General features: G+C 46.6%; 14 protein-coding genes. 8 read left to right on the forward strand and 6 right to left on the reverse strand.

The genetic code is table 11. The features are described 5' to 3' along the window. Nucleotides 1–31: 31 nt before the first annotated feature. Together GJS45_RS09065 and GJS45_RS09070 are read right to left on the reverse strand one after the other, a co-directional pair. Complete coding sequence (locus tag GJS45_RS09065) at nucleotides 32–1,654, reverse strand: SusD/RagB family nutrient-binding outer membrane lipoprotein (protein ID WP_162341154.1); 1,623 nt, start codon at nucleotides 1,652–1,654, stop codon at nucleotides 32–34. An 11-nt stretch (nucleotides 1,655–1,665) separates the two neighbouring features. Further along, complete coding sequence (locus GJS45_RS09070) at nucleotides 1,666–4,734, reverse strand: SusC/RagA family TonB-linked outer membrane protein (protein ID WP_162341155.1); 3,069 nt, start codon at nucleotides 4,732–4,734, stop codon at nucleotides 1,666–1,668. A gap of 541 nt (nucleotides 4,735–5,275) precedes the next feature. On the opposite strand from GJS45_RS09070, the gene GJS45_RS09075 reads away from it, so the two are divergent. Beyond that, nucleotides 5,276–7,030 (forward strand): c-type cytochrome, encoded by a 1,755-nt coding sequence (locus tag GJS45_RS09075; RefSeq protein WP_162341156.1) that lies wholly within the window; start codon nucleotides 5,276–5,278, stop codon nucleotides 7,028–7,030. Between the two features lie 14 nt (nucleotides 7,031–7,044). Here GJS45_RS09075 and GJS45_RS09080 read toward each other — a convergent pair whose 3' ends face one another. Continuing rightward, nucleotides 7,045–8,325: an Nramp family divalent metal transporter gene (locus tag GJS45_RS09080; RefSeq protein ID WP_162341157.1), complete on the reverse strand. Its 1,281-nt coding sequence runs from the start codon at nucleotides 8,323–8,325 to the stop codon at nucleotides 7,045–7,047. A 223-nt stretch (nucleotides 8,326–8,548) separates the two neighbouring features. On the opposite strand from GJS45_RS09080, the gene GJS45_RS09085 reads away from it, so the two are divergent. The 6 genes from GJS45_RS09085 to egtD all read left to right on the forward strand — a co-directional run bounded on the left by GJS45_RS09085 (nucleotide 8,549) and on the right by egtD (nucleotide 15,548). Then, a complete protein-coding gene (locus GJS45_RS09085; RefSeq protein WP_394366583.1) occupies nucleotides 8,549–9,808 on the forward strand; it encodes an amidohydrolase/deacetylase family metallohydrolase in 1,260 nt (419 codons plus the stop codon). 12 nt (nucleotides 9,809–9,820) lie between these two features. Continuing rightward, nucleotides 9,821–11,047 (forward strand): amidohydrolase/deacetylase family metallohydrolase, encoded by a 1,227-nt coding sequence (locus GJS45_RS09090; RefSeq protein WP_162341159.1) that lies wholly within the window; start codon nucleotides 9,821–9,823, stop codon nucleotides 11,045–11,047. Between the two features lies 1 nt (nucleotide 11,048). After that, a complete protein-coding gene (locus GJS45_RS09095) occupies nucleotides 11,049–12,662 on the forward strand; it encodes an aminotransferase class V-fold PLP-dependent enzyme (RefSeq protein ID WP_162341160.1) in 1,614 nt (537 codons plus the stop codon). A gap of 64 nt (nucleotides 12,663–12,726) precedes the next feature. After that, nucleotides 12,727–13,302: a RidA family protein gene (locus tag GJS45_RS09100; protein ID WP_162341161.1), complete on the forward strand. Its 576-nt coding sequence runs from the start codon at nucleotides 12,727–12,729 to the stop codon at nucleotides 13,300–13,302. Nucleotides 13,303–13,434: 132 nt separating this feature from the next. Then, nucleotides 13,435–14,619: an ergothioneine biosynthesis protein EgtB gene (gene egtB / locus GJS45_RS09105; protein ID WP_162341210.1), complete on the forward strand. Its 1,185-nt coding sequence runs from the start codon at nucleotides 13,435–13,437 to the stop codon at nucleotides 14,617–14,619. After that, nucleotides 14,616–15,548 (forward strand): L-histidine N(alpha)-methyltransferase, encoded by a 933-nt coding sequence (gene egtD / locus GJS45_RS09110; RefSeq protein WP_162341162.1) that lies wholly within the window; start codon nucleotides 14,616–14,618, stop codon nucleotides 15,546–15,548. Before egtB ends, egtD begins: the two co-directional genes overlap by 4 nt. Before the next feature lie 2 nt (nucleotides 15,549–15,550). Here the strand turns inward: egtD and GJS45_RS09115 are convergent, their stop codons facing one another. Next, complete coding sequence (locus tag GJS45_RS09115; protein WP_162341163.1) at nucleotides 15,551–16,294, reverse strand: hypothetical protein; 744 nt, start codon at nucleotides 16,292–16,294, stop codon at nucleotides 15,551–15,553. A gap of 106 nt (nucleotides 16,295–16,400) precedes the next feature. Between GJS45_RS09115 and phnW the strand changes: the two genes are divergently transcribed. Continuing rightward, nucleotides 16,401–17,501, forward strand: a complete 1,101-nt coding sequence (gene phnW, locus GJS45_RS09120; protein WP_162341164.1) for a 2-aminoethylphosphonate--pyruvate transaminase — start codon at nucleotides 16,401–16,403, stop codon at nucleotides 17,499–17,501. Between the two features lie 75 nt (nucleotides 17,502–17,576). On the opposite strand, the gene GJS45_RS09125 is transcribed toward phnW, so the two are convergent. Together GJS45_RS09125 and GJS45_RS09130 are read right to left on the reverse strand one after the other, a co-directional pair. Continuing rightward, nucleotides 17,577–19,028 carry a sialate O-acetylesterase gene (locus GJS45_RS09125; protein WP_162341165.1) on the reverse strand — a complete coding sequence of 484 codons (1,452 nt, stop codon included), beginning with the start codon at nucleotides 19,026–19,028 and terminating at the stop codon, nucleotides 17,577–17,579. Nucleotides 19,029–19,757: 729 nt separating this feature from the next. Then, the gene (locus GJS45_RS09130; protein ID WP_162341166.1) at nucleotides 19,758–21,380 is read right to left on the reverse strand and encodes a hypothetical protein; all 1,623 of its coding nucleotides are present in this window, start codon (nucleotides 21,378–21,380) and stop codon (nucleotides 19,758–19,760) included. Nucleotides 21,381–21,534 lie beyond the last annotated feature (154 nt).

The following is a 21,534-nucleotide window of genomic DNA, read 5'->3' on the forward strand; positions in this document are numbered from 1 at the left end:
CTATTTAATTGATTAATAAGTTTTACTAAGCTTACTCGGGTTTGGCATCCCACCAAAGTTTGGTTCCGTTGGTGTTACCTCCCCTGCTTGTCAACTCCGGCAACTCCTCTGCAGCAGTAACCGCTTCATTGTTATTATCGTATTCTCCTTGAACAAAGATCAACCTTGGCATCACTTCATCCGCTGGCACATCTTCATTGTCTGAATTCAATCTCGGATAGGGGGTAGGATAATTGGTCCTTCTCAATTCCGCCCAGGCTTCCCATCCATCCGGATAGATAGCAACCCACTTTTGGGTACAAATCTGCTCCAGCTGTTCTTCTTTGGTGCCCCCAGTTAAGAAAGCTACTGGCACATTTGAATTGGGTCCCATGTTCCATTCCGGATTATCAGGGAAGGTTACCGGCTTTGGTGTATTGTCGCTATTGATATAGTCTTGAATAGCAGCAGGATCTGCTCCGATTCTAGGCTCAGACATAGACAATTCGATACCTTTCTCATAGTATTCCTGTGCAGAGCCGCCCATGGCCCAGCCTTCCAGCGCGCCTTCAGCCAGCAAAAACTGAACCTCAGCAGCACTAATGACTCTCCAGGGCTCACCGGAAGCACTTCCACCCCTACCTTCATTCAAGAAGATAACACCCATATCTGAGTGCGCGTCATTCCAACCGGTTTCTCCCAAATCTTCCCGGGAAAGTCCGTTTCTTAAACCTTGATAGGGTTCTCCCTCCCCGCTTTCCTGATAATCAACCGTTTCACTGAAATAAACTCCGGTACGCGGATCATCATAACCCACCATTACACTTTCCATCAGGGCACTCATTCGGAATTCACCCCAGTTGGTAATAATCCAATACGGATTTCTGGACTGTACCGTGGTATTGATAAAGGCACTGTCATCATTCGACTCCATGACGCCATCGGCCACGGCTTTTTCTGCCTCAGTCTTGGCTAGTGCAGGATCGGCGTACTTCACCCGCATGGCCAATCTCAGCCTCAGGGAATTGGCATAGGTTAACCACTTATCGGCAGATCCCCCAAATATCTGGTCATGCCCAACAAAGGCACTTCCACCGGTATTTTGCTTCAACACCGCTACGGCTTCATCGAGTACCGTGAATAAATCCCGGTATACCTCTTCCTGAGAATCGTAAGGCACCACTGTCTCACCGTTTCCGTAAGAGGAATAAATAATCGGTCCCCAATAATCGGAAATACGGTGGTATGCCTGTACTTTCCATACTTTGATAAAGGCATTTTCCAGGGGGAGTTCGTTTTCCTCTGTAAATTCCTCCACAAACTGAATAACGGGAGCTGCCTGACCGTAGAAATAATTCCAGGCACCGTTTGACCAGCCACCCACCTGTATGTGGCGATCAGAATCAAAGTTCACCTGCGTGGTGGCAAAATATTGCGCATATAAATCTGCAAACAAGCTTTGAGCGGTCTGAAAGCCAGCCGTACTTCCTCCAGGGGCAAGATACATCGCCCGACCTTGTGCATTGGCGAAAGCCTGTCCCAACAGACCAATGTCCAGGTTGGACGCTACAATCGCATTGGGTTGGGTATTTAACTCTTCAAAGTTTTCCGTACAAGCGCCGAATGTCAACGCCGTAAGGGATAAACCCATCGCTATATTAGATATTTTTATCATCGTTACTATTTTTAAAATCCTAAATTAACATTAAAACCAAAGGATCTTGCCGTCGGAGGGCCAAAGGAGTCAAATCCTTGTGCAGCTGCTGAGGTTCCAACCGTCACATCAGGGTCAATGTTCTTCGCTTCATTCAGGAAGAAAAACAGGTTCCTGGCTACAAAGTTGATACTAACACTGTTCAAAGGCAAACTTTCCAATTTGGCTGCAGGGATGGTATACCCAATCACTGCTTCTCGCAATCGAACGTTAGTAGCTGAATAGGAGAATACTTCACCTATCGGCGCATTTCTACCTCCCATATTTACCCAAAACAACTCGGCAGTTGTTTCAATGTCATTAGGAACGAAGGTACCGTCTTCTGTTTCTTTGACGGCCGTTTCGTGTTCCATGAAGTTTTCACCGAATACCAATCCACCTTCTCTCCCTTGTAAGGTCTCCTCAGTCATACCATCGGCGTAGATAATAGCGTTGGTAAGCGAAGCAATGCTACCTCCCTGACGGAAATCAATGGTAAAATTAGCACGGAAATTCTTATAGGTGAATGAGTTCTGTATACCTCCCAACCAAATTGGATTGTAATTGGCAACGCGGACTGTAAATCCAGGAGTCGTTCTCGGAACACCATTATCACCCACAATTACTCTTCCCTGATCGTCTCTAAGGTATCCTCTGGAATAAACCTCTCCAAACATTTTACCTTCTTCCACCCTAAATTGTCGCAAGAAGTCTCCTCCTACTACAATGCTGGGCCGCTGGTCATTGATTTCATTAACCATGGAAATGTTGCGGGCGAAGTTTGCCGTGATATTCCAGTTAAAATCGGCTCTTCGAATCGGAGTAAGATTCAACACCACCTCAATTCCTTCGTTCTGTACATCCCCACCATTGGTAAAGAAGCTGGAGGCGCCTGAACCTACCGGCAAGGCCACCGTAAAGAGCTGATTGAATGAATTGGTTTTGTAATAGGTGAAGTCAACACCGAGACGATTGTCCAGGAATCGGAAGTCACCACCCAATTCAATGGACTGCGTAGTTTCGGGGAGTAAATTTTCGTTAGGAAGGGTCGTACTCAACGATAGGTATCCTCCCAATCCACCTGCTGCAAAAGCAGCGGTACGTTGAAGCTGGTAGGGGCTGGTGTCGTTACCAACTTCAGCGAAGGACCCTCTTACTTTCGCAAAAGTGAACCACTCCGGAAATTCTACCAAATCAGATACGACAGCATTTAAGCCTACGGAAGGATAAAAGAAAGACCAATTATCCTTTGGAAGGGTAGAAGACCAGTCATTTCGGGCCGTAATATCCAGGAAAACAGCATTTTTCCAGGCAATCTGCGCAAAAGAGTAAAGTGAATTCACATCTTTCGGAGCACCTACCCCGTGGCTTGAAACCACCTGCTGAGTATTAGTCAAGGCAAAAAAGTTCGGAACGACCATGTTCTGACCGGTATTGGAATTCAACGCCGAATTTCGGTTGATACGGCTATTTCCTCCGGCATTGATATTAAAATACCAATCATCGCTTAAGGATTTCTCATAGCTGATCAGGAAATCGGTGTTTATCTCCATGTTCTCAGACTGGCCTACCGAAAACCTTCCGTTTTGAGCGATGATGTAACTGTCATTGTATAGTTTCTCCTCGCTGTTACCAAACGATCGGTCCAGGGCAGCTCGACCCAAAACGGTCAGCCCTTCGGCTATTTCATAACTCAATGAAGAAAAGGCCACCAACCTGTCTGAAGTATTCTTTCTCAGGTTTCGATTAATGGTCCAATAAGGGTTGGCACCCCCGTTAGAGCCCGGATTAAAGTAATTCTGCCGTAACAAACCGGCCTGATTCACATATTCATATCTGGCGAAATCCTCCGTGGTGATGTTTCGAGGCATACGCATAATATGCCGGTTGGGGTTGGAAAAACTTTCTCCCTGAGACAATTGGTTGTCTATGTCCTGACGAATGTAGTTGACTTTTGAGTCCAGCGTTAATTTCTCCGATAATTTATTGGTCAAACGCAGGTTGATACTGTGTCTGCCTAACTCGTTCCCAGGAACCACGCCTGCAGCGTCGGTGTAGGTATAGGAAAAATAGGTTTGATTTCGCTCGTTTCCGCCGGTAATGGCAAGCGTCGTAGCTAAATTGTGGCCCGTCTGATAAAAATCATTGATATTATCCGGCTGTGGAGAAAAGGAATAGGTATCCTGAGACCTGTTTGGATCCGGAGACCAGTGGGCTACAGAAGATCCATCCATTCTGGGTCCCCAGGAAAACTCAGATCCGGGAGCATAATTGCCATTACTTCCCTGTCCGTATACGTTTTGAAAATTGGCCAAAATCAGCGGTTGGTCAAACATGTACGAGGTGTTTAAACTTACCTGGAAACCGCCTTCGCGACCCCTCTTGGTATTGACCACGATCGCACCGTTGTTTGCCCGGCTACCATAAAGAGCGGCTGCGTTAGGTCCTTTCAGAACGTTTATGCTCTCAATATCATCCGGGTTGAGGTTCTCAATCCCATTGGCAGGCACGCCATCCACAATATACAAGGGCTGGCTGTCTCCACTAATGGATCGGTTTCCTCTCAATACTACCCGGGTGCCTCCACCCACACCGCTACCGGAGCGGTTGATGGACAACCCGGCTACTTTACCGGAAAGTGAATTCATCACGTTCAACTCCCTTGCTTCCGAGAGTTCCTGCGTACTTACATCCTGTACGGTGTACGTAAGTGCTTTCTTTTCCCTTTCCAGACCGAAGGCGGTTACCACCACTTCCGATAGGGCCTCCAGCTCGGAGGACAAGGTTACATTAATCTCCGTATTGTTACCAACAACTCTTTCCTGAGATGCGTATCCCAGGTAAGAAAACACCAGCACGGATTGTGCATCAGGTACACTAATACTATACTGACCATCTATGTCCGTAATGGTGCCGGTATTAGTTCCTTTAATCAATATACTGACACCCGGCAAAGGGGAATCAGCGTCTGCATCAGTCACGGTACCCGTGACCGTTCGTTCCTGAGCCATGCCTTTTATCGCAAAGAGGGCCAGAAATAAAATTAGTAAACTTTTTTTCATAAGTAAATGAACAATTGAATTGAATTGGATTTTGGAAATTTTTCCAATGTTTAATTTTAACCATCACTGTTGGATATCAACAATACCTTTCGGAAATCATCCGAAGCAATTTATTTCAATGCATCGACATTATTTTTCAGAATTCAATTTTAGCAATTCTTAAATAAATACGTTCGGTCAGGTTGGCTAGATTGGGTAATTTTTAATTAATGTAGGCTTAATATTAGGAAGAATTTAATTCACAAGCAACCGAAATACCGTTGAAATAATTTTTGGGTTTATAACAAACTAAAAATCAAAAAATAGCAAATCCTGTCAACAATAATTAAAAAAAATGTTTTACCGTTTTTTTTAAAATTTCGGTCGTTTTCGAATCTTTTCAATAGAAATAATATTTTTATTTCGGTTTCGTGTCATTTTTTTCGCTTGTCAAATAGACAAAACTCGCTTAAATTAATTCATTTTACTACCAATAACACAATCTTATATTTAAATATAAAAGTAATTTTACAAATTAACACAGAAAACTCGTAATACACCCATGAATCGTATTCTTTTGCCGTCTATCTATTTTATTCTCCTTTCAACATGGATGATGTTTATAGTCCCTTCTTGTAAAAGCCCGGTCGGTCCACCCCATCCGGACCAGGATAACGGCGGGCTTTCATTACCCGAGGGATTTGGGGCTTTGGTGGTCGTGGATAGTATTGGCAAAGGAAGGCATTTGGCAATCCGGGAGAATGGGGATATCTATGTCAAACTAAGATATGCAAGAGAAGTGGGAAGCAACGTAGCCTTGAGGGATACCACTGGCGATGGCAAGGCAGATATCATCACTTATTTCGGGGAATATGAAGACGAAGGCAGTCTGGCAAACGGGATGCGAATTCACGACGGGTACCTATATTATAGTGCCGCCAGGGTAGTGTACCGGAATCGCCTGGTACTTGGAAAACTAATCCCCGACAGCCCGATGGAAATTGTACTTACTGATGACCACGAACACGGCATCCACTGGCATATCACCAAACCGGTTTCCTTCGACCGGGAAGGAAACCTATACGTCCCCTTTGGTAGCCCTTCCAATGCCTGCCAGGATTTGGTAAATAAGCCGGGCGGCATACCCGGTTCCGAAGGATTGGATCCCTGCCCCGAGCTAGCCGAACATGGCGGGGTCTGGAAGTTCCCTATGGACAAACTGGGAATGACCCAGAAAGATGGGGAACTGTTTGCCACAGGTATACGAAGTGTGGTAGCGATGGATTTTAACCAGCAGGACAATCACCTGTACCTGGTCATGCACGGAAGAGATAACCTCCACCTGCTCTATCCGGAAACCTTTACTCCATGGGAGAGTGCCGTTTTGCCATCGGAGGAGTTTATCAAAGTGACCAAGGGCGCCGATTATGGCTGGCCGTATTGCTATTACGATCAGATTCAGGGGAAAAAGGTGCTGGCACCCGAATACGGAGGCGATGGAAAAATCATTGGTAGGTGCGGGGATATGGATGATCCGGTGATGGGATTCCCGGGTCATTGGGCACCCAACGATTTGCTCTTTTATAAAGGCGAACAGTTTCCGGAGAGGTATAAAGGAGGTGCTTTTGTGGCTTTTCATGGTTCTACTAACCGGGGTCCCTATCCACAGTCCGGCTACTTTGTCGCATTCGTACCCTTTGAAAACGGACAACCTACCGGTGATTGGGAGGTTTTTGCCAATGGCTTTGCTGGCACCAATCCGATAATAAATGTCAGCGATGCGGAATTCAGACCCATGGGCTTGGCCGAGGGGCCGGATGGCTCCCTGTATATTTCAGATTCAAATAAGGGGAAGATTTGGCGAGTCCTATTCACAGGCGATAAACATTCCTTCGGCGAAGAATCACTTGCAGCCATGGAAGCGCAAAAACAGTTAGCGAATATTCGAACCCCCCACCCGGATCAGGACAACCTGGACCGAGGGAAACAGCCTCAGGGAAACCAGGTATACAGTACCTATTGCGCTCCCTGCCATCAACGAGACGGAAAAGGTGCGGCGGGACGAATTCCTGGATTGCACCAAACCGAATGGGTGTCCGGGGATAAAGAACGCCTTATTCGGATTGTAGTTGAAGGACTGGACGGGGAAATAGAAGTGAACGGAGAACGCTACGATAATGTGATGCCAGCCCATGGATTTCTTGATGACCAGCAAATCGCAAGTGTACTGACCTATCTACGGCAGCATTTTGAAAACCAGGCCAGCCCTATTCTACCCGAAGAAGTAGCCTCCTTACGCACCAATTCTCAAGAATAATAGCGGTAGCAGCGTTACACCAATTCCATCAATGCCAGGTAACCTGTATAGGAAATCACGCAGGCAAACACCAGTGCAGCCACCAAGCCGGTATTGAGCCAAACCCCCGCCTTATGAATGCCCATAAGTTGTTTTTGATTGATGAGATACAGCATGCAGGCAATGACGAGGGGCAAAACGAATACGGCGGCCACCTGGGTTAAGATCTGAGCAAAAATGGGGTTGGCTCCCAGGATGGGAACGGTTAACCCCACCAGGCAGGCAATTCCTGTTAATATCCTGAACCTGCTGGACCCGGTATCCAGTTCTCCCTCCTTGTAGTCGGCAACCAACAAGGGAGCAACCATCAAAATCGGAAAAACAGAAGATAACCCGGCACTTAATGCGCCAGTCATGAAGACGGCAACGGCAAATTTACCGGCTACCGGCTCAAGAGTGTATACCATATCCATTACCTTTTCGATGGTCTTGCCTTCGGCATAAAGGGCTCCGGTCGCAGCAGCCATGATGGAAAGATTTATTACCAGCATCAAAATGGCGCTGGTCAATGCGTCCTTGGATTGCTCCCGCGTGTGCGCAGGTCCCCAGCCCTTACCTTTCATCAGAAGGGGCCTCACGACAAAAGTGGGTGCGGCCATCGTGGTGCCCACAAAAGCGGCTACCAATAATTTCCCTCCTGCCACATCCGGTACGGACGGAACAAGCCCTCTGACCATCTGGGCTGGATCCGGTAGCACCACAAACATGGAAATAATAAAGGAAATCCCCATGATGGTCACAAAAACGATCAATACCTTTTCGAAAAAGGAATACTGCCCCACCCAAAGCAAGGAATACATCAGTACAATCAACACGATCGCAATTCCCAACACCGGCCAGTAGGAGGCTCCGGAAATGCCGGGAAAAAACAAGATAACCATTTCATAAATCGCATTGGCGCTCAGTCCTAATATACCCGAAAGAGAGTTCCATTGGGCCAAAACGATTCCCCCCACTACCAGGTATGAAATGAGCTTGCCTCCTTTTAATTTGGTTTTGAAACTATAGATAGACGTTTGCCCGGTAATGACGGCGTACCTTCCATAAGCTTCCATCAACACCCAGGAAAACAAACAACTCAGCACCAAAACCCACAGCAATTGCATGCCGAATTGGCTACCGGCTTTGGCCATGGACGTGACACTTCCCGTCCCGATGGTATAACCAATGCAGAAAATACCGGGGCCGATACCCAGCATCCAGATCCATATCTTTTGCAAAAAATTGGTTTTCGGGGCATTTTTGGATTCGTTCATAAAGTGACAAGGTAAATTTGGGTTAGCAAGCTGTTAATTTGAAAAATTTTATCATTAATAAAAAGCGAAACGGTCGGTAAGCAGGCATTTAATAAAATAGGGCTTTGTAAAAACATTTTTTTTTGCAATATTTCCGTACTTCCCAAAAGAAAAACCTACGTTTATCGCTTCTTTCATCTAAACCCAACGCCCATTGACTAGCTATGAATCCTTCTCTGGTTTGGTGCTGCATCGACTGCTTGCCATTGCTTGTACCCTGCTGCTTGGCACGGTTCCAGTTGCGGCCCAGGAAATCGATCTTTTATTAAAAGGCGGCCACCTGCTGGATCCGAAAAATGGGATCAACGAACCCATGGACCTGGCCATTTCAGGCAAAACCATACTAAAGGTTGAAAAGGACATTCCTGCCAGTAGTGCAAAGAAAACGCTTGATGTCAGCGGGCTGTACATTACCCCGGGACTGGTAGACATGCATGTGCATGTTTTTCATGGCACTAATACGGATTCCTACATCGCCGACGCGCTGACCAGTCTTCCTCCCGATGGGTTTACCTTTCGATCTGGGGTTACCACCGTCGTAGATGCGGGTTCTTCGGGATGGCGAAATTTCCGTCAATTCAAAGAACAAACCATTGACCGCTCGCAAACCCGGGTATTGGCACTGCTGAATATCGTAGGCACCGGCATGTATGGCAGATTCGAGGAACAGAACGTGATGGATATGAATCCTACCATGACGGCTCACATGATCAACCGCTTATTTCCGGAGATACTGGTAGGTATCAAATCAGCGCATTATTGGGGAGATTTTACCCAAGTAGACCTAGCCGTTGAAGCCGGAAAGCTGGCCAATGTACCCGTTATGGTCGATTTTGGTGAGCACCAGCCACCCAATTCCATCGAAGCACTTTTTATGCAGCACCTGAGGCCCGGCGATATTTTCACTCACACGTTTTCCTACGGCCCCACTAATCGGGAAACCATCGTAGATGAAAATCTGAACGTGAAACCCTTTGTTTTTGAAGCCCAGAAAAGAGGGATTCGTTTTGATGTGGGGCATGGCGGAGGCGCTTTTTCCTTCAGACAGGCTATCCCGGCTATAGAACAAGGGTTTTTGCCGGATGTGATCAGCTCTGATCTGCATAAAGACAGCATGAATGGCGGATTTAAGGACATGGCCAATTTACTATCCAAGTTTATGAACATGGGACTGAGCCTGGAAGAAGTCATCCTCCGGGCCACCTGGAATCCCGCCCAGGTGATCCACAGGGAGGATTTAGGAAATCTGGACCCCGGATCAGAAGCAGACATCGCTGTTTTTAGGTTGGTCGAAGGAGATTTTGGCTTTCAGGATATTCGTAGAACGCGAATTGACGGAACTCAACGATTGGAAACCGAATTGACCCTACGGGCCGGCAGAATCGTCTGGGACCTGAACGGAATCAACGCTCCTCACTGGGAAACTGAAATTAGCAACCGATAATGGTTTACTAAAATGAAACACCTGTGTTTACTTATTCTGGTGATTGGATGTTGGTTGCCACTTTCTGCCCAGGATTTTGACATACTCATCCAAAGAGCCTACCTGGTGGATACTAAAAACAAGATCCAGGACACCATGGACCTGGGAATAGCGGATGGAAAAATAGCCCTGGTAGCTCGCTCTATTCCCGCCGAAAAGGCCAAAAAAGTAATCAATGCCTCCGGATTGATTTTGAGCCCCGGATTGATCGACATTCACACCCATGTTTTTGTAGGGAGCAAAGCCAGCACGTTTGCGGATGGTTTTTCCAGTGTTTCCCCGGATGATTTCACCTTTCGCTCGGGTGTCACCACGGTGGTGGATGCCGGCACTTCCGGATGGCGGAATTTTGAAACCTTTAAAAAAAACGTGATCGATGCCTCCCAAACCCGGGTATTGGCATTTTTAAATATTGCCGGTACCGGAATGAGCGGCCATTCGACACAGGAAAACTTACAAGACATGGATCCGGAAAAAGCCCTGGAAATGCTTCAGCGGTATCCGGATATTTTGGTTGGCATCAAGATAGGGCATTATACAGGACCCGAGTGGTTGCCCTTTGAAAACGCATTATTGGCTTCGGGAAATGCCCAAAAACCCTTGCTGGTGGAGTGCCACCTGCCCCGGTTTACCCTGGCCGAGCAATTGGAAAAAATGAGGCCAGGAGATATTTTGACCCACAGTTTTGAGGAAATTGACGAACGCATGCCCATCGTGGATGAACAAGGGCAGCTGCGTCCTTTTGTAATGGCGGCCTACAAGCGGGGCGTGCATTTCGATGTGGGTCATGGCGGTGCGGGGTTTTGGTTCAGTCAGGCTATCCCGGCTTTGCAACAGGGCTTGAAACCGCACACATTTGGAACAGACCTCCACCGGTTTAGCATGAATTCCGGTATGAAAAACATGCTGAACGTCATGTCTAAATTCTTGGCCCTGGGTATGGAGCTGGAAGCAGTCATTCAGCGGGCCTCCTGGCAAGCGGCCCAGGTCATCCAACGGCCGGATTTGGGCCATTTGACGGAAGGAGCCGTCGCGGACTTGACGCTGTTAAAATTACTGGAAGGGGATTTTGGCTTTGTAGATGCCGGTGGGAATCGAATCAACGGAAAACACAAATTGGAAACAGAGCTGACCATAAAAGGCGGTAAGGTCGTCTATGATCTGAACGGGCTGGCGGCTAAAACTTATAATTATCAGTGATATGGATAGAAGAGAAATGATCAAAAACCTGGCGATCCTCCCCATGGGGGGAAGCCTGATGAGCATGTCGCCACTCATCGACAACCGAAAAAAGGCAACCGGCCCTCTTGCCCTGGACGAAAACATTTACCGTTCCCTGGGCGTGGAGCCCATCATCAATTGTCGCGGCACCTTTACCATTATCGGCGGCTCCATTGAGCGCCCGGAAGTGCATCAGGCCATGGCCGCTGCGGCCAAAAACTTCGTGCAATACGATGAGCTGGCCTTTGCCATTGGCGAGCGGCTGGCAGAAATTACCAAAGCAGATTTTGGAATCATTACGGCAGGTTGTGCAGCGGCCATGAAACACGCCACGGCCGCCTGTGTCACCGGCGGCAATCCGGAAAAACTCCTCCGAATACCCGACTTATCGGGAATGGACAAAACAGAGGTCATCATCCCCCGCCATTCCAGAAACGTCTATGATCATGCGGTGCGAAACATCGGCGTGACCATTATAGAGGTGGACAGTCCTGAGGAGTTAGAACAGGCACTAAGCCCTAAGACGGCCATGATTTACCTAATTTCCGGGAGAGGAGCCGCTACAGGCCAACCTTTATCCCTGGAAAACATCGCTAACATCGCTAAAAGTCACGAAGTCCCTATCTTAATGGACGCTGCTGCAGAAAACCTGACCATCCCCTGTGTCCATTTTGAGCGGGGAGCCACCATGGTGGCGTACAGTGGGGGTAAAGCCATCTGCGGACCCCAATGCGCGGGCCTGTTACTCGGAAGAAAAGACCTGATGCTGTCTGCCTGGCAAGCGAGCTCTCCTCACCATGGACCTGGAAGGGACAATAAAGTGGGCAAGGAGGAAATGCTGGGCATGCTGGCAGCAGTGGAAGCCTGGACCACCCGCGACCACGAAAAAGAATGGGAAACCTGGATGCAATGGCTCAACCAAATTGCCGACCGGGCTACCAAAATCAAAGGAGTGACGCATTCCATCAACCTCCCTGAGGGGCTAAATAACCGGGCTCCCATGCTACTGATTCATTGGGATCCGAACCTACTGCATATCACGGGTGCTGAGGTAGCCGAACTCTTTGGCCGCACGGCTCCCCGGATCGCCGTAGGAAGCCGAAACCAGGATGGGCTTACCGCCATTACCATCAGCCCTAACCAAATGCAGGAGGGGGAAGCCAAGGTGATTGCTGACCGAATTCATCAGACGCTGTCGGAAAAAAGAAAAGCGATAGACCATTCCATGACTCCTGCTACCGCAAACCTCAGCGGAAAATGGGATGTCGAAATGGCCTTTTTCAGTAGCCAAAGCACCCATACATGGGTTTTGACGCAGGACGGAAACTGGCTCAACGGCACCCATATGAGTGATTTTGCCCACCAGGATATTTACGGAAGCATGGAAGGAAACAAAGTGGTCCTTCGCAGTAATTTCCGAAAACCGGGCGATTCGGTAACCTTTATGTTTACGGGTAATCTAAGCGGAGACACCCTCGAAGGGGAAGTGTTCATGGGAGAATACCTGACGGCAAAATTTACAGCCAAAAAATCTGGGGACAGGCCCCGAAAAGAGAAAATCATGGTACCCTCAGGGCCTCCCTTGGCGACCTAAGGTTTTTCTATTGACAATTTGCCCCAAATGACCGCATTCACCACCTTTAAAAACAAACAGACTTATGAAAAATTATGCATTACTCCTGTCATTCGCCTTTCTGATATTGCTTTCCTGTGAGGAAAAGGTTTCGGAAGTTTCGGAGGAATCCACCGTACAGGAACAAACAGGAGACGGTGTCGATGCGGAACAACGACTCCGGGATCTGGACATAGAATTGATCATGCCTAACCCACCCACTGCCAATTACCTCAAAGCCAAAACCGTAGGAAATGTGGTGTACCTGGCGGGTCATGGGCCGGATAGACCCGATGGCACTCAGGTAATCGGGAAATTGGGCGCAGATCTGGAATTGGAACAAGGTATCGAAGCGGCTCGCTTTACGGGAATTTCCCTGCTTTCTTCACTTAAGGCCGAAATAGGAGATCTCAACCGAGTAAAAAACATCGTTCGTGCCCAGGGCATGGTCAATGCAGACCCCTCCTTTAAGCAACATTCTCAGGTAATCAACGGCTTCTCCGACCTGATGGTAGAAGTTTTTGGGGACAAGGGAAAGCACGCCCGCGCCGCCATAGGCATGAGTTCGCTGCCCAACAACATCGCCGTGGAAATCGACATGATTGTCGAACTTTATGAGTAATTGATTTTATTATCCGGTGAAGGATACTATTTTTATCCGTCCCTAAACCAAAATAAAAAGGGAAGCTTAATCGCTTCCCTTCATTTTCTTGTTTATACCCTGAAAAACCAAAAACCATATCATTGTATGTCAATGAAAGTAAGCCAACCCGAAACTACTTTTCAAACCCTGGTTGAACAATTCAAGGCGTGTCGACTGAAAACAGAGGAAATTTGTGCGCCTCTGACCGCAGAAGACCATGTACCTCAGCCCATCGTTGATGTCTCCCCGCCCAAATGGCATTTGGCGCATTCCACCTGGTTTTTTGAGCAGTTTCTGCTTGGCCCGTTCAAGTCGGGTTATAAGGTTTACGACACGGATTTTGCATATTTATTTAATAGCTATTACAATAATGCGGGCGAACGGGTTTTGCGGCCAAACAGGGGCCTAATGAGCCGGCCACCTGTAAAGGAAATAATGGCTTTCCGATCGCATGTAACACGAGAAGTGTTGGGGCTGCTTTCTTCTGGCAAGGCCGGTACCGAAGCCCTGGAAATTCTGGAGTTAGGCATTCATCACGAGCAACAACACCAGGAATTGCTAGTATATGATATCAAATACATTTTAGGCCATCAGCCCACTTTTCCGGTATACGGAGCGTCGTTTGCTGTGCAGGCGGAAAACCAGGAATTCTCCTGGATCCCGATGGAGGAGGGGATTAATGAAATCGGCTTCTCCGGGGATGGCTTTTGTTATGACAATGAATTGGGAAGGCACCGGGTCTTTCTGGAGCCTTATCAAATTGCCAGCAAACTGGTCACCAATGGGGAATATATGGAATTCATCGCCGACGGTGCCTATTCGGATTTTAATCTTTGGCATGCCGACGGATGGGATTACCTGCAAAAAAATACCCTAGAGGCTCCCCTGTACTGGCATTATACCAAAGGAGAATGGCACCATTACACGCTAAATGGACTGATGCCCGTGGACCCGTCACTACCGGTTCAACATGTGAGCATGTACGAAGCCTATGCTTTTGCCGAATGGAAAGGCCTGCGCCTACCTACGGAATTCGAGTGGGAGGCTGCTGCGGACCGATTTTCCTGGGGACAACTCTGGGAATGGACGGGAAGTGCCTACCTTCCCTACCCCGGATTTCAAAAAGCCCCGGGAGCGCTGGGAGAATACAACGGAAAATTTATGATCAACCAACACGTTTTGAGAGGTGCCTCCGTGGCCACGGCAGCCAACCATAGCAGAAAAAGCTACCGTAATTTTTTTGCGCCTGCCTCTCGATGGATTTTTTCTGGAATCAGACTTGCCCAATCCCTATGACAACAGACACATTTGAAAAGGATATCCTTAAGGGATTGCAATCAAACCCCAAGAGACTTTTTTCCAAATACTTTTATGATCATAAAGGCTCTGCCCTGTTCCAGCAAATCATGCACCTGCCGGAATACTACCTCCCTGCTTGTGAAACAGAAATCTTACAACACCGGGCAAAAGACATCATCAACAAACTCCCGGAGGCTAACTACGACGTCGTAGAACTTGGTGCCGGAGATGGCAGTAAAACCGCGTATTTTCTGGATGCCATGATCCGGGAAAAGAAGAAAGTCACCTATATTCCCCTGGACATTTCTCCTGAAATACTTTCGGTAAATGAAGAAATCATGCGGCAGAAACTTCCCGGTCTGTGTGTCAACCCCATTGCCGGGGACTACTTTGAAACCCTGAAAAATATTTCGTCAAGAAAAAACCCGAAAATTATTCTGTTTCTTGGCAGCAATATCGGAAATTTTGAAGGAGAAAAAGCCCTTGACTTTATCCGCTTTGTAAAAAGTTTTATGGGAAAGGGGGATTACTTTATGCTGGGAGTTGACCTGAAAAAGCATCCCAGAACCATTCTTGCGGCGTATGATGATCCCGCCGGCATCACCAAAAAGTTTAATATCAACCTTCTGGACAGGATCAATAGGGAATTAAATGGAAATTTCAATACCGCTGATTTTGATCACTATGCGAGTTATGATCCCATAAGCGGGGCCACCAATAGCTACCTGATCAGTAAAGTCGAACAAAAGGTCCGGGTATCTGGCCAAACCCTTACTTTTTCTCCCTACGAAGCCATCCATATGGAGATTTCGCAAAAATACAGCCTGCATGACCTGGATCGGATCAGGGAAAATGCGGGATTCAATAAGGACCATCATTTTACCGATAGCAAATCCTATTTCAGCATCAGTCTTTTTGAGGTATAAGCCTACTTATCGAACCCGGGCCTTACAAAAAGATCCATATCGGGAAATGTCTGTTCCAATTCCGCCTGGACTTGCTGAAGAGCCGCCATAATCCTGAATAGGGCACTTTCCTCTTCTTCAAAGAATCCCAGGAGCGTTGCCCATGCCCGCAGGGAGCGTTCAATGGCGATCCGTGTTATTTTGGCAGTACCATTGTAATCCCGATCCTTCTCGGGAAGTACCTTTTCATAGCCTCCCTCCTTTCCCATCAAAGCCCGATGGCTTTTCGCAACTATGAAGTGATGGTACCAACGAATTACTTCCAGACTTTCCCTCAGCAGCAAAATTTCCCTTTCTCCTTCCTGCATCGTTCTTATCCCCAGCTCCACCTCCTCAAAAATTTTATCCATGCAGATCTTTACCAGTCCTTGTTCCAGCCATTGCCGGGAGAGTTCCAAATAAGCCATGGATTTTTGTGTCAAGGGGTGCTTTTCTACCGCTGTTTTTTGTTCAGCCCTTTCTTTCTCAAACTCCGGATCCGTTCTTGTCAGGTCTATGCCCTTTTCCCTGGCCATTTTATCAAGCAGTTTTATGGCTTCTTCCAGAGTTTTGGTAATGGGTTCCAGGGATGTTTCCCATTTCGGATCATTTGCAGCTACCTGCCGATCCTCTTTTTCCATGGCAAAAACCCTACACCTGTCGGCATAAACACATCGCTCACACCAACGGTCGCAATAATTGTGGATGCCTGAAATAAAATTATCCATGATGTTGTAACCGGTTCACTAATGAAGATACTAATTTCAGGCAGATTCCTGAAATAGTAGGGCGGAAACCTTATATTTAGCATTCGAATTTTTGCCTATTACCATCATGATCATACCCGAAAACCCTTATTTATTGCTTACTCCCGGACCTTTGAGTACCAGTAAAACCGTACGTGCCGCCATGAACCGGGACTGGTGCACCTGGGATTCGGATTACAACGAGCTGGTCCAAAAGATACGTTCTTCCTTGGTAGAACTGAGTCAAGGTGGTTCTGGTTATACATCGGTATTGATGCAGGGAAGCGGAACCTTTTCAGTAGAAGCTGTCCTTTGGACCTGCCTAAAGCCCGATAGCACCCTTCTGGTAATTTCAAATGGTGCTTATGGCAAACGAATGGCAAAAATTGCCTCCATGATGGGCGTGGGATTGGAAGTACTGACGTTCTCAGAAGGCAAACAGCCGGACCCGGAAATCGTGGAAAAAACGCTGCGAGCCCATCCGGAAATCACCCATATAGGCATGGTACACTGCGAAACGACTACCGGTATGCGCAATCGGTATGCGCCCATTGCCGAATTGGCCGGGAAATGGGGGAAAGTTTTCATTCTGGATGCCATGAGTAGCTTTGGAGGTATTCCCCTGGATATCCGCGCCCCAAAAATCGACTTCCTGATCAGCAGTGCCAATAAGTGCATTCAGGGGGTGCCGGGATTTGGTTTCGTGTTGGCCAATAAAGGCCTGCTGCTGGAGTGCGAGGGTAATTCGAAAAGTCACTCGCTAGACCTGTTTGATCAATGGCAAACCATGGAGGAAAACAAGGGCAAATGGCGATTTACCTCGCCCACCCATACCGTTCGGGCCTTTTTACAAGCCTTGCAAGAACTGGAAGAAGAGGGAGGCATAGAAGCGAGGTATCAACGCTACTGCACGAATCACGAAATCCTGATTCGAGGAATGGAAAATGCGGGTATTCGGGCTTTCCTTTCTCCGGAAGACCAATCTCCGATCATAACGGCCTTCCATGAACCTGAAAATTCCGGTTTTTCCTTTGAAAAACTGTACCACTTATTGAAATCCGAGGGTTTTGTCATTTATCCGGGAAAGGTTTCGCAAGCACCTACTTTTAGAATTGGCCATATCGGACATGTTTTTCCGGAGGACATTCGCCGCCTGGTAGCTGCCGTGGAAAAAATAAAATTTTGGTAAAAAAGTAGTATCCGGAGACCAAATGCTACGCTTTCGGAAATACCCGGACACTACTTTGGTTAAAATCTACATGCCCTATTTCTTGCCGTAGGTGATTCCCTGCCAGTCGTCCGTTCGGAACGGATCAGCAGGAAGTCCTTCCTTATTGTACAGGTTGAGATCATCGGGATTGTCTGCCCAGCCGTATCGCACCGCAACCGGCTGCGCTATATCTCCGGTTTCCAAAACGATCTGGTTTCCATCCTGAAAGCCTTTGACCCAGTGAAATTCCTTGTCAGCGCCAGCCACGGCAAAGCCCTTTACATAGCCGTATTTATCCTTGACCATCAAGCCAGAACCCACCTGATCGAAACTGATCCGGATCTGATTTCCCTGAACTTCCATGGATTTAAAGGTGGGGCCGCTGTAGACCACATCCATTCCATAGGCTACCTTTTTTGCAGCACGAGCCAGTCTTTCTCCAACTGTCCATTTATCTCTGGGGTGGATGTCATCGGCCTCCCCTTTATCAATGATCACTGCCTGTGCGGTATTGGGAAGGGATAAGGTCATGCTTTGAGCTTCCCTTAATTCGGCCCAGTCACTATCGCCCGGTTCTTCTTTCGGTTGTCTGAAATTGGCCAACTGCACCCAAATAAAGGGAAAATCGCCCTGTCCCCACTGTTTTCTCCAGTCTTCGATCATCAGTGGAAAGATCTCCCGGTATTGATAGGCCCTTCCGGCATTGGATTCCCCCTGGTACCAAAGGGCTCCTTTGATGGCAAACGGTATCACCGGCTCCAGCATGCCATAGAAAAGGCTGGTCGGCCAGTTGTTGGGCCTCCGGACCTCCGGATCGGAAAAATCGGTAGGCCCCTCTACCTGATTGGTGGCGATCCGTTGGCTGAAATCTGCGTGCGTAGCCATTGCCTCTGCACTGGTCCATGCCTCGGAAACCGTACCACCCCAATTGATGTCCAACAGTCCTATCGGCACATCCAGGTCTGCTTGAATTCTTCGGGCAAAATAGTAACCGATGGCGGAGAAATTTTCAACGGAAGCCGGTGTACAAACGGACCACTTGGCTTCGGCTACATCTTCCAGAGGCTGCAGGCTCAGGTCCCTTCCTACCTCAAACAAGCGGATATTGGGATAATCGGCCACTTTGATACTGTCCTCCCCGTTGTTGGTGTTTTTCAAGGCCCATTCCATGTTGGATTGGCCTCCCAGCACCCACACATCCCCCATCATGACGTTTTCATAGGCAAGTGATTCTTTCGATGTGTTAACCGTTAATGTATAGGGTCCCCCTTTTGGAAAAGCATCCAGTTTAAGTTCCCAGTTTCCTTCCCGATCGGCTCTGACCCGATATTCCTTGTCCTGAAAGGTGACAATCACTCGTTGTCGCGGATCGGCCATTCCCCATACGGGGATTTCCTGGCCTCTTTGCAACACCATGTGATCCGCAAAAACCCGCGGTAATTTCAGCTCCGCCTGTACCTGAAACATCCACAGGCATAGGGCGATAAGCATCCCAATTTTTTTCATTGTTATCTGAGTTTAGTTTAATTGAAAAAAGAATTGATAATATACGATTTTTGACCCAAAATTCAGTATTCAACCAATTTTTAACTTTTTCGTTGTTTTAATTGATAAAAACTTATTTTCTCTGATCCAAAATTAGGTTTTTTCCGGCCTTCAATGGTTATGGTTTTTGGATCAAGATGGAAGGAGTTAAGAAAAAGAGTTAGCTCCCTTAGGAGATCCACTCTTTTTTAGCCTGGAATTCTGATTCAAAAATCAAATGATGGAAACGTAAAAGAGATTTATTCTCTAAACTATAACCCATCATTTGAAATAAGATTTGACAGCCTTGATCTCTTTGGTTCGTTTTTGGGCAAGCCTGTCCTGAAAAGCAAAGCGGCTCAGGGCCTGTCCTGAACACCTAAGTGAATCAGGGCCAAAAATGAACAGGAAGAAATAAAGGTCAAAATGGCCTTTAAACCATTAAAATTGAGTTTTAATGGGAAAATTTTAGAACCGTAAACCTGAATATTATTATAAATTAGATGGAATTATGCAATAGGCTTCGTAGTGCCTGCCCCGTTTTTCAGTGGGAGTTTTTTACTCCTTTCGGCTTTGACGCCTTCGAAGCAGCACAATCGCCGTCGCAGGAAATTTTTTCCGATTTAGCTTTTATATTGTCTTTTATTAATTCCGAAGAAAAGACCATACTCAGCGGTATAGTCGAGTGGGATTTATATTGAATCTACTATTTTATTTCTGAATCGGATGTGGAGGCGCAATTGAATCGTTGTACTTGGCTTTGCCTAAAAGCCAGCTAAAATCTCCTGAGAGTTGCGGTCCGTTATTACTGACTTCCCCATTAACAATTTTATAGATCCCAGCACTTGAATGACAACCCATACAGCTTTCGGTTCCAAAAATGGTTATTGCGTTTTTGGGATTGCCTTCCATTAAATCAGACGCATTTTGGTTTCCTCCTTGAAAAAATGTTTCCATAGTTAAATTAGTAAGCAAAGCAATATTTGGATCTCCACCCGGCTTGTTTACGACAGACTCAGGAACCGTATTGTCGTCTTTGCCATTTGGTCCAGGTAGTGCGTTTTGGTTTAACGGATACTGAGTGTCAACTAGCATATAATACTGCCATATACTGCCTTCTTGTGCAAAATAGGCTTGCATTTGTTTGTTAATGTTTTTTACCCTCACTGGAATGTCTACCATTCTAAAAGCCTGGGTTTTCATTACTTTTTCCGATGCCCAATACTGCTCTGGGTAAATACTATCTTTTTTTTGCTGATCCTTGCCTGTTAATTGCCAATAATCTCCTTGTGGGTCTTCCATAAACTTAAAGGTTGTACCGTTAGATACATCGTAGTTTACCGGGCAAATTTCGCAATTCGGATCACGTAGGGTTGGGTGAATTAATTTCCGCTTACCATTAACTTCAATAACATTCTGATCCAGGTTATCTACGTGCTCAAAAGTGGACCAAACCCACTGCTTTGCGGTTGGCGTTTTTTGGCTTATGTGCATTCCAATTAACCCAATGTCTTTTTTAACTAAATCACCGGCATCATTATATACGTACCCTTCATCTTGGTAGTAGCGAGATTTAATGTCTGAATCTTCTAGAATCTTCCATGCAAATTTAATTTCTACTGCTCCTAAATTTCCAGCGTTGTAATCTCCAGCAGGAAAGTCCGCAATAGCGCCTGTACTTGTAAAATCTAACTGACCATTTATGTTGTACAATTGATTCTCTACTACATAATCAAATTCAATTTGATTCATAAGTACCTCGTATACTACCACGTTGCCGTTTTGATCGTACAACTTCCCAGCAAAAGCTTGATCGGTCTCATCGGCTATATTGCTAAAATTGTCGGGATGTGTTGGTGTGTTCGAAGATAGTACAATTCTAGCGTCAGCATCAGCTAAAACCTCTTTGGGAATTTTCAGTCCAAAGTCTGTTCTGGGAGCTCCCCATGGAGCTGGTTTTTGACCATCTTCCCGATACACCTGAAAGGCCTCTTTCCAACCTAACCAAGCTGGTTCACCAGCATCTGTAAATTTAGATTTAGGGGTTCCATCTTTAGCTACTGGCCATTGAATAGCCATAAATGCTTGCCAGCTGTAGCGATTAAAGCTTTCATTTAAGGCGTAAATATCTCCTTCTTTTTTTAGCTTTTCTTGTAATACAGGGTCAACATCGACCGGGATATTAGGTGAAAATGCAACTGGTGGTGCAATTTCATCATAGCTCCCTCCCCCTTCACAAGAGAAGAGCATCATTCCCACAAATACGAAAAAAAAGAGGCTCCGTTTAGTTGTAAATAGAAGTGACACTCGTTTAAAACAAATTGATCGTTCCATAATTGTGAGTTATTTGAATAATATTAATTTTCAGATGTTGCCTTTTCTACGGTTCCAAAATCGTAATTTTTGAAATCGTTTTTCTTCGGAATAATTGGCAGGCAGCTTTTTTGGTAATTCAGATACTGCATACTCATAATCCGATCTTATTTCA

This window comes from Cyclobacterium salsum (assembly GCF_010119245.1).
GTDB classification, from domain to species: domain Bacteria; phylum Bacteroidota; class Bacteroidia; order Cytophagales; family Cyclobacteriaceae; genus Cyclobacterium; species Cyclobacterium salsum.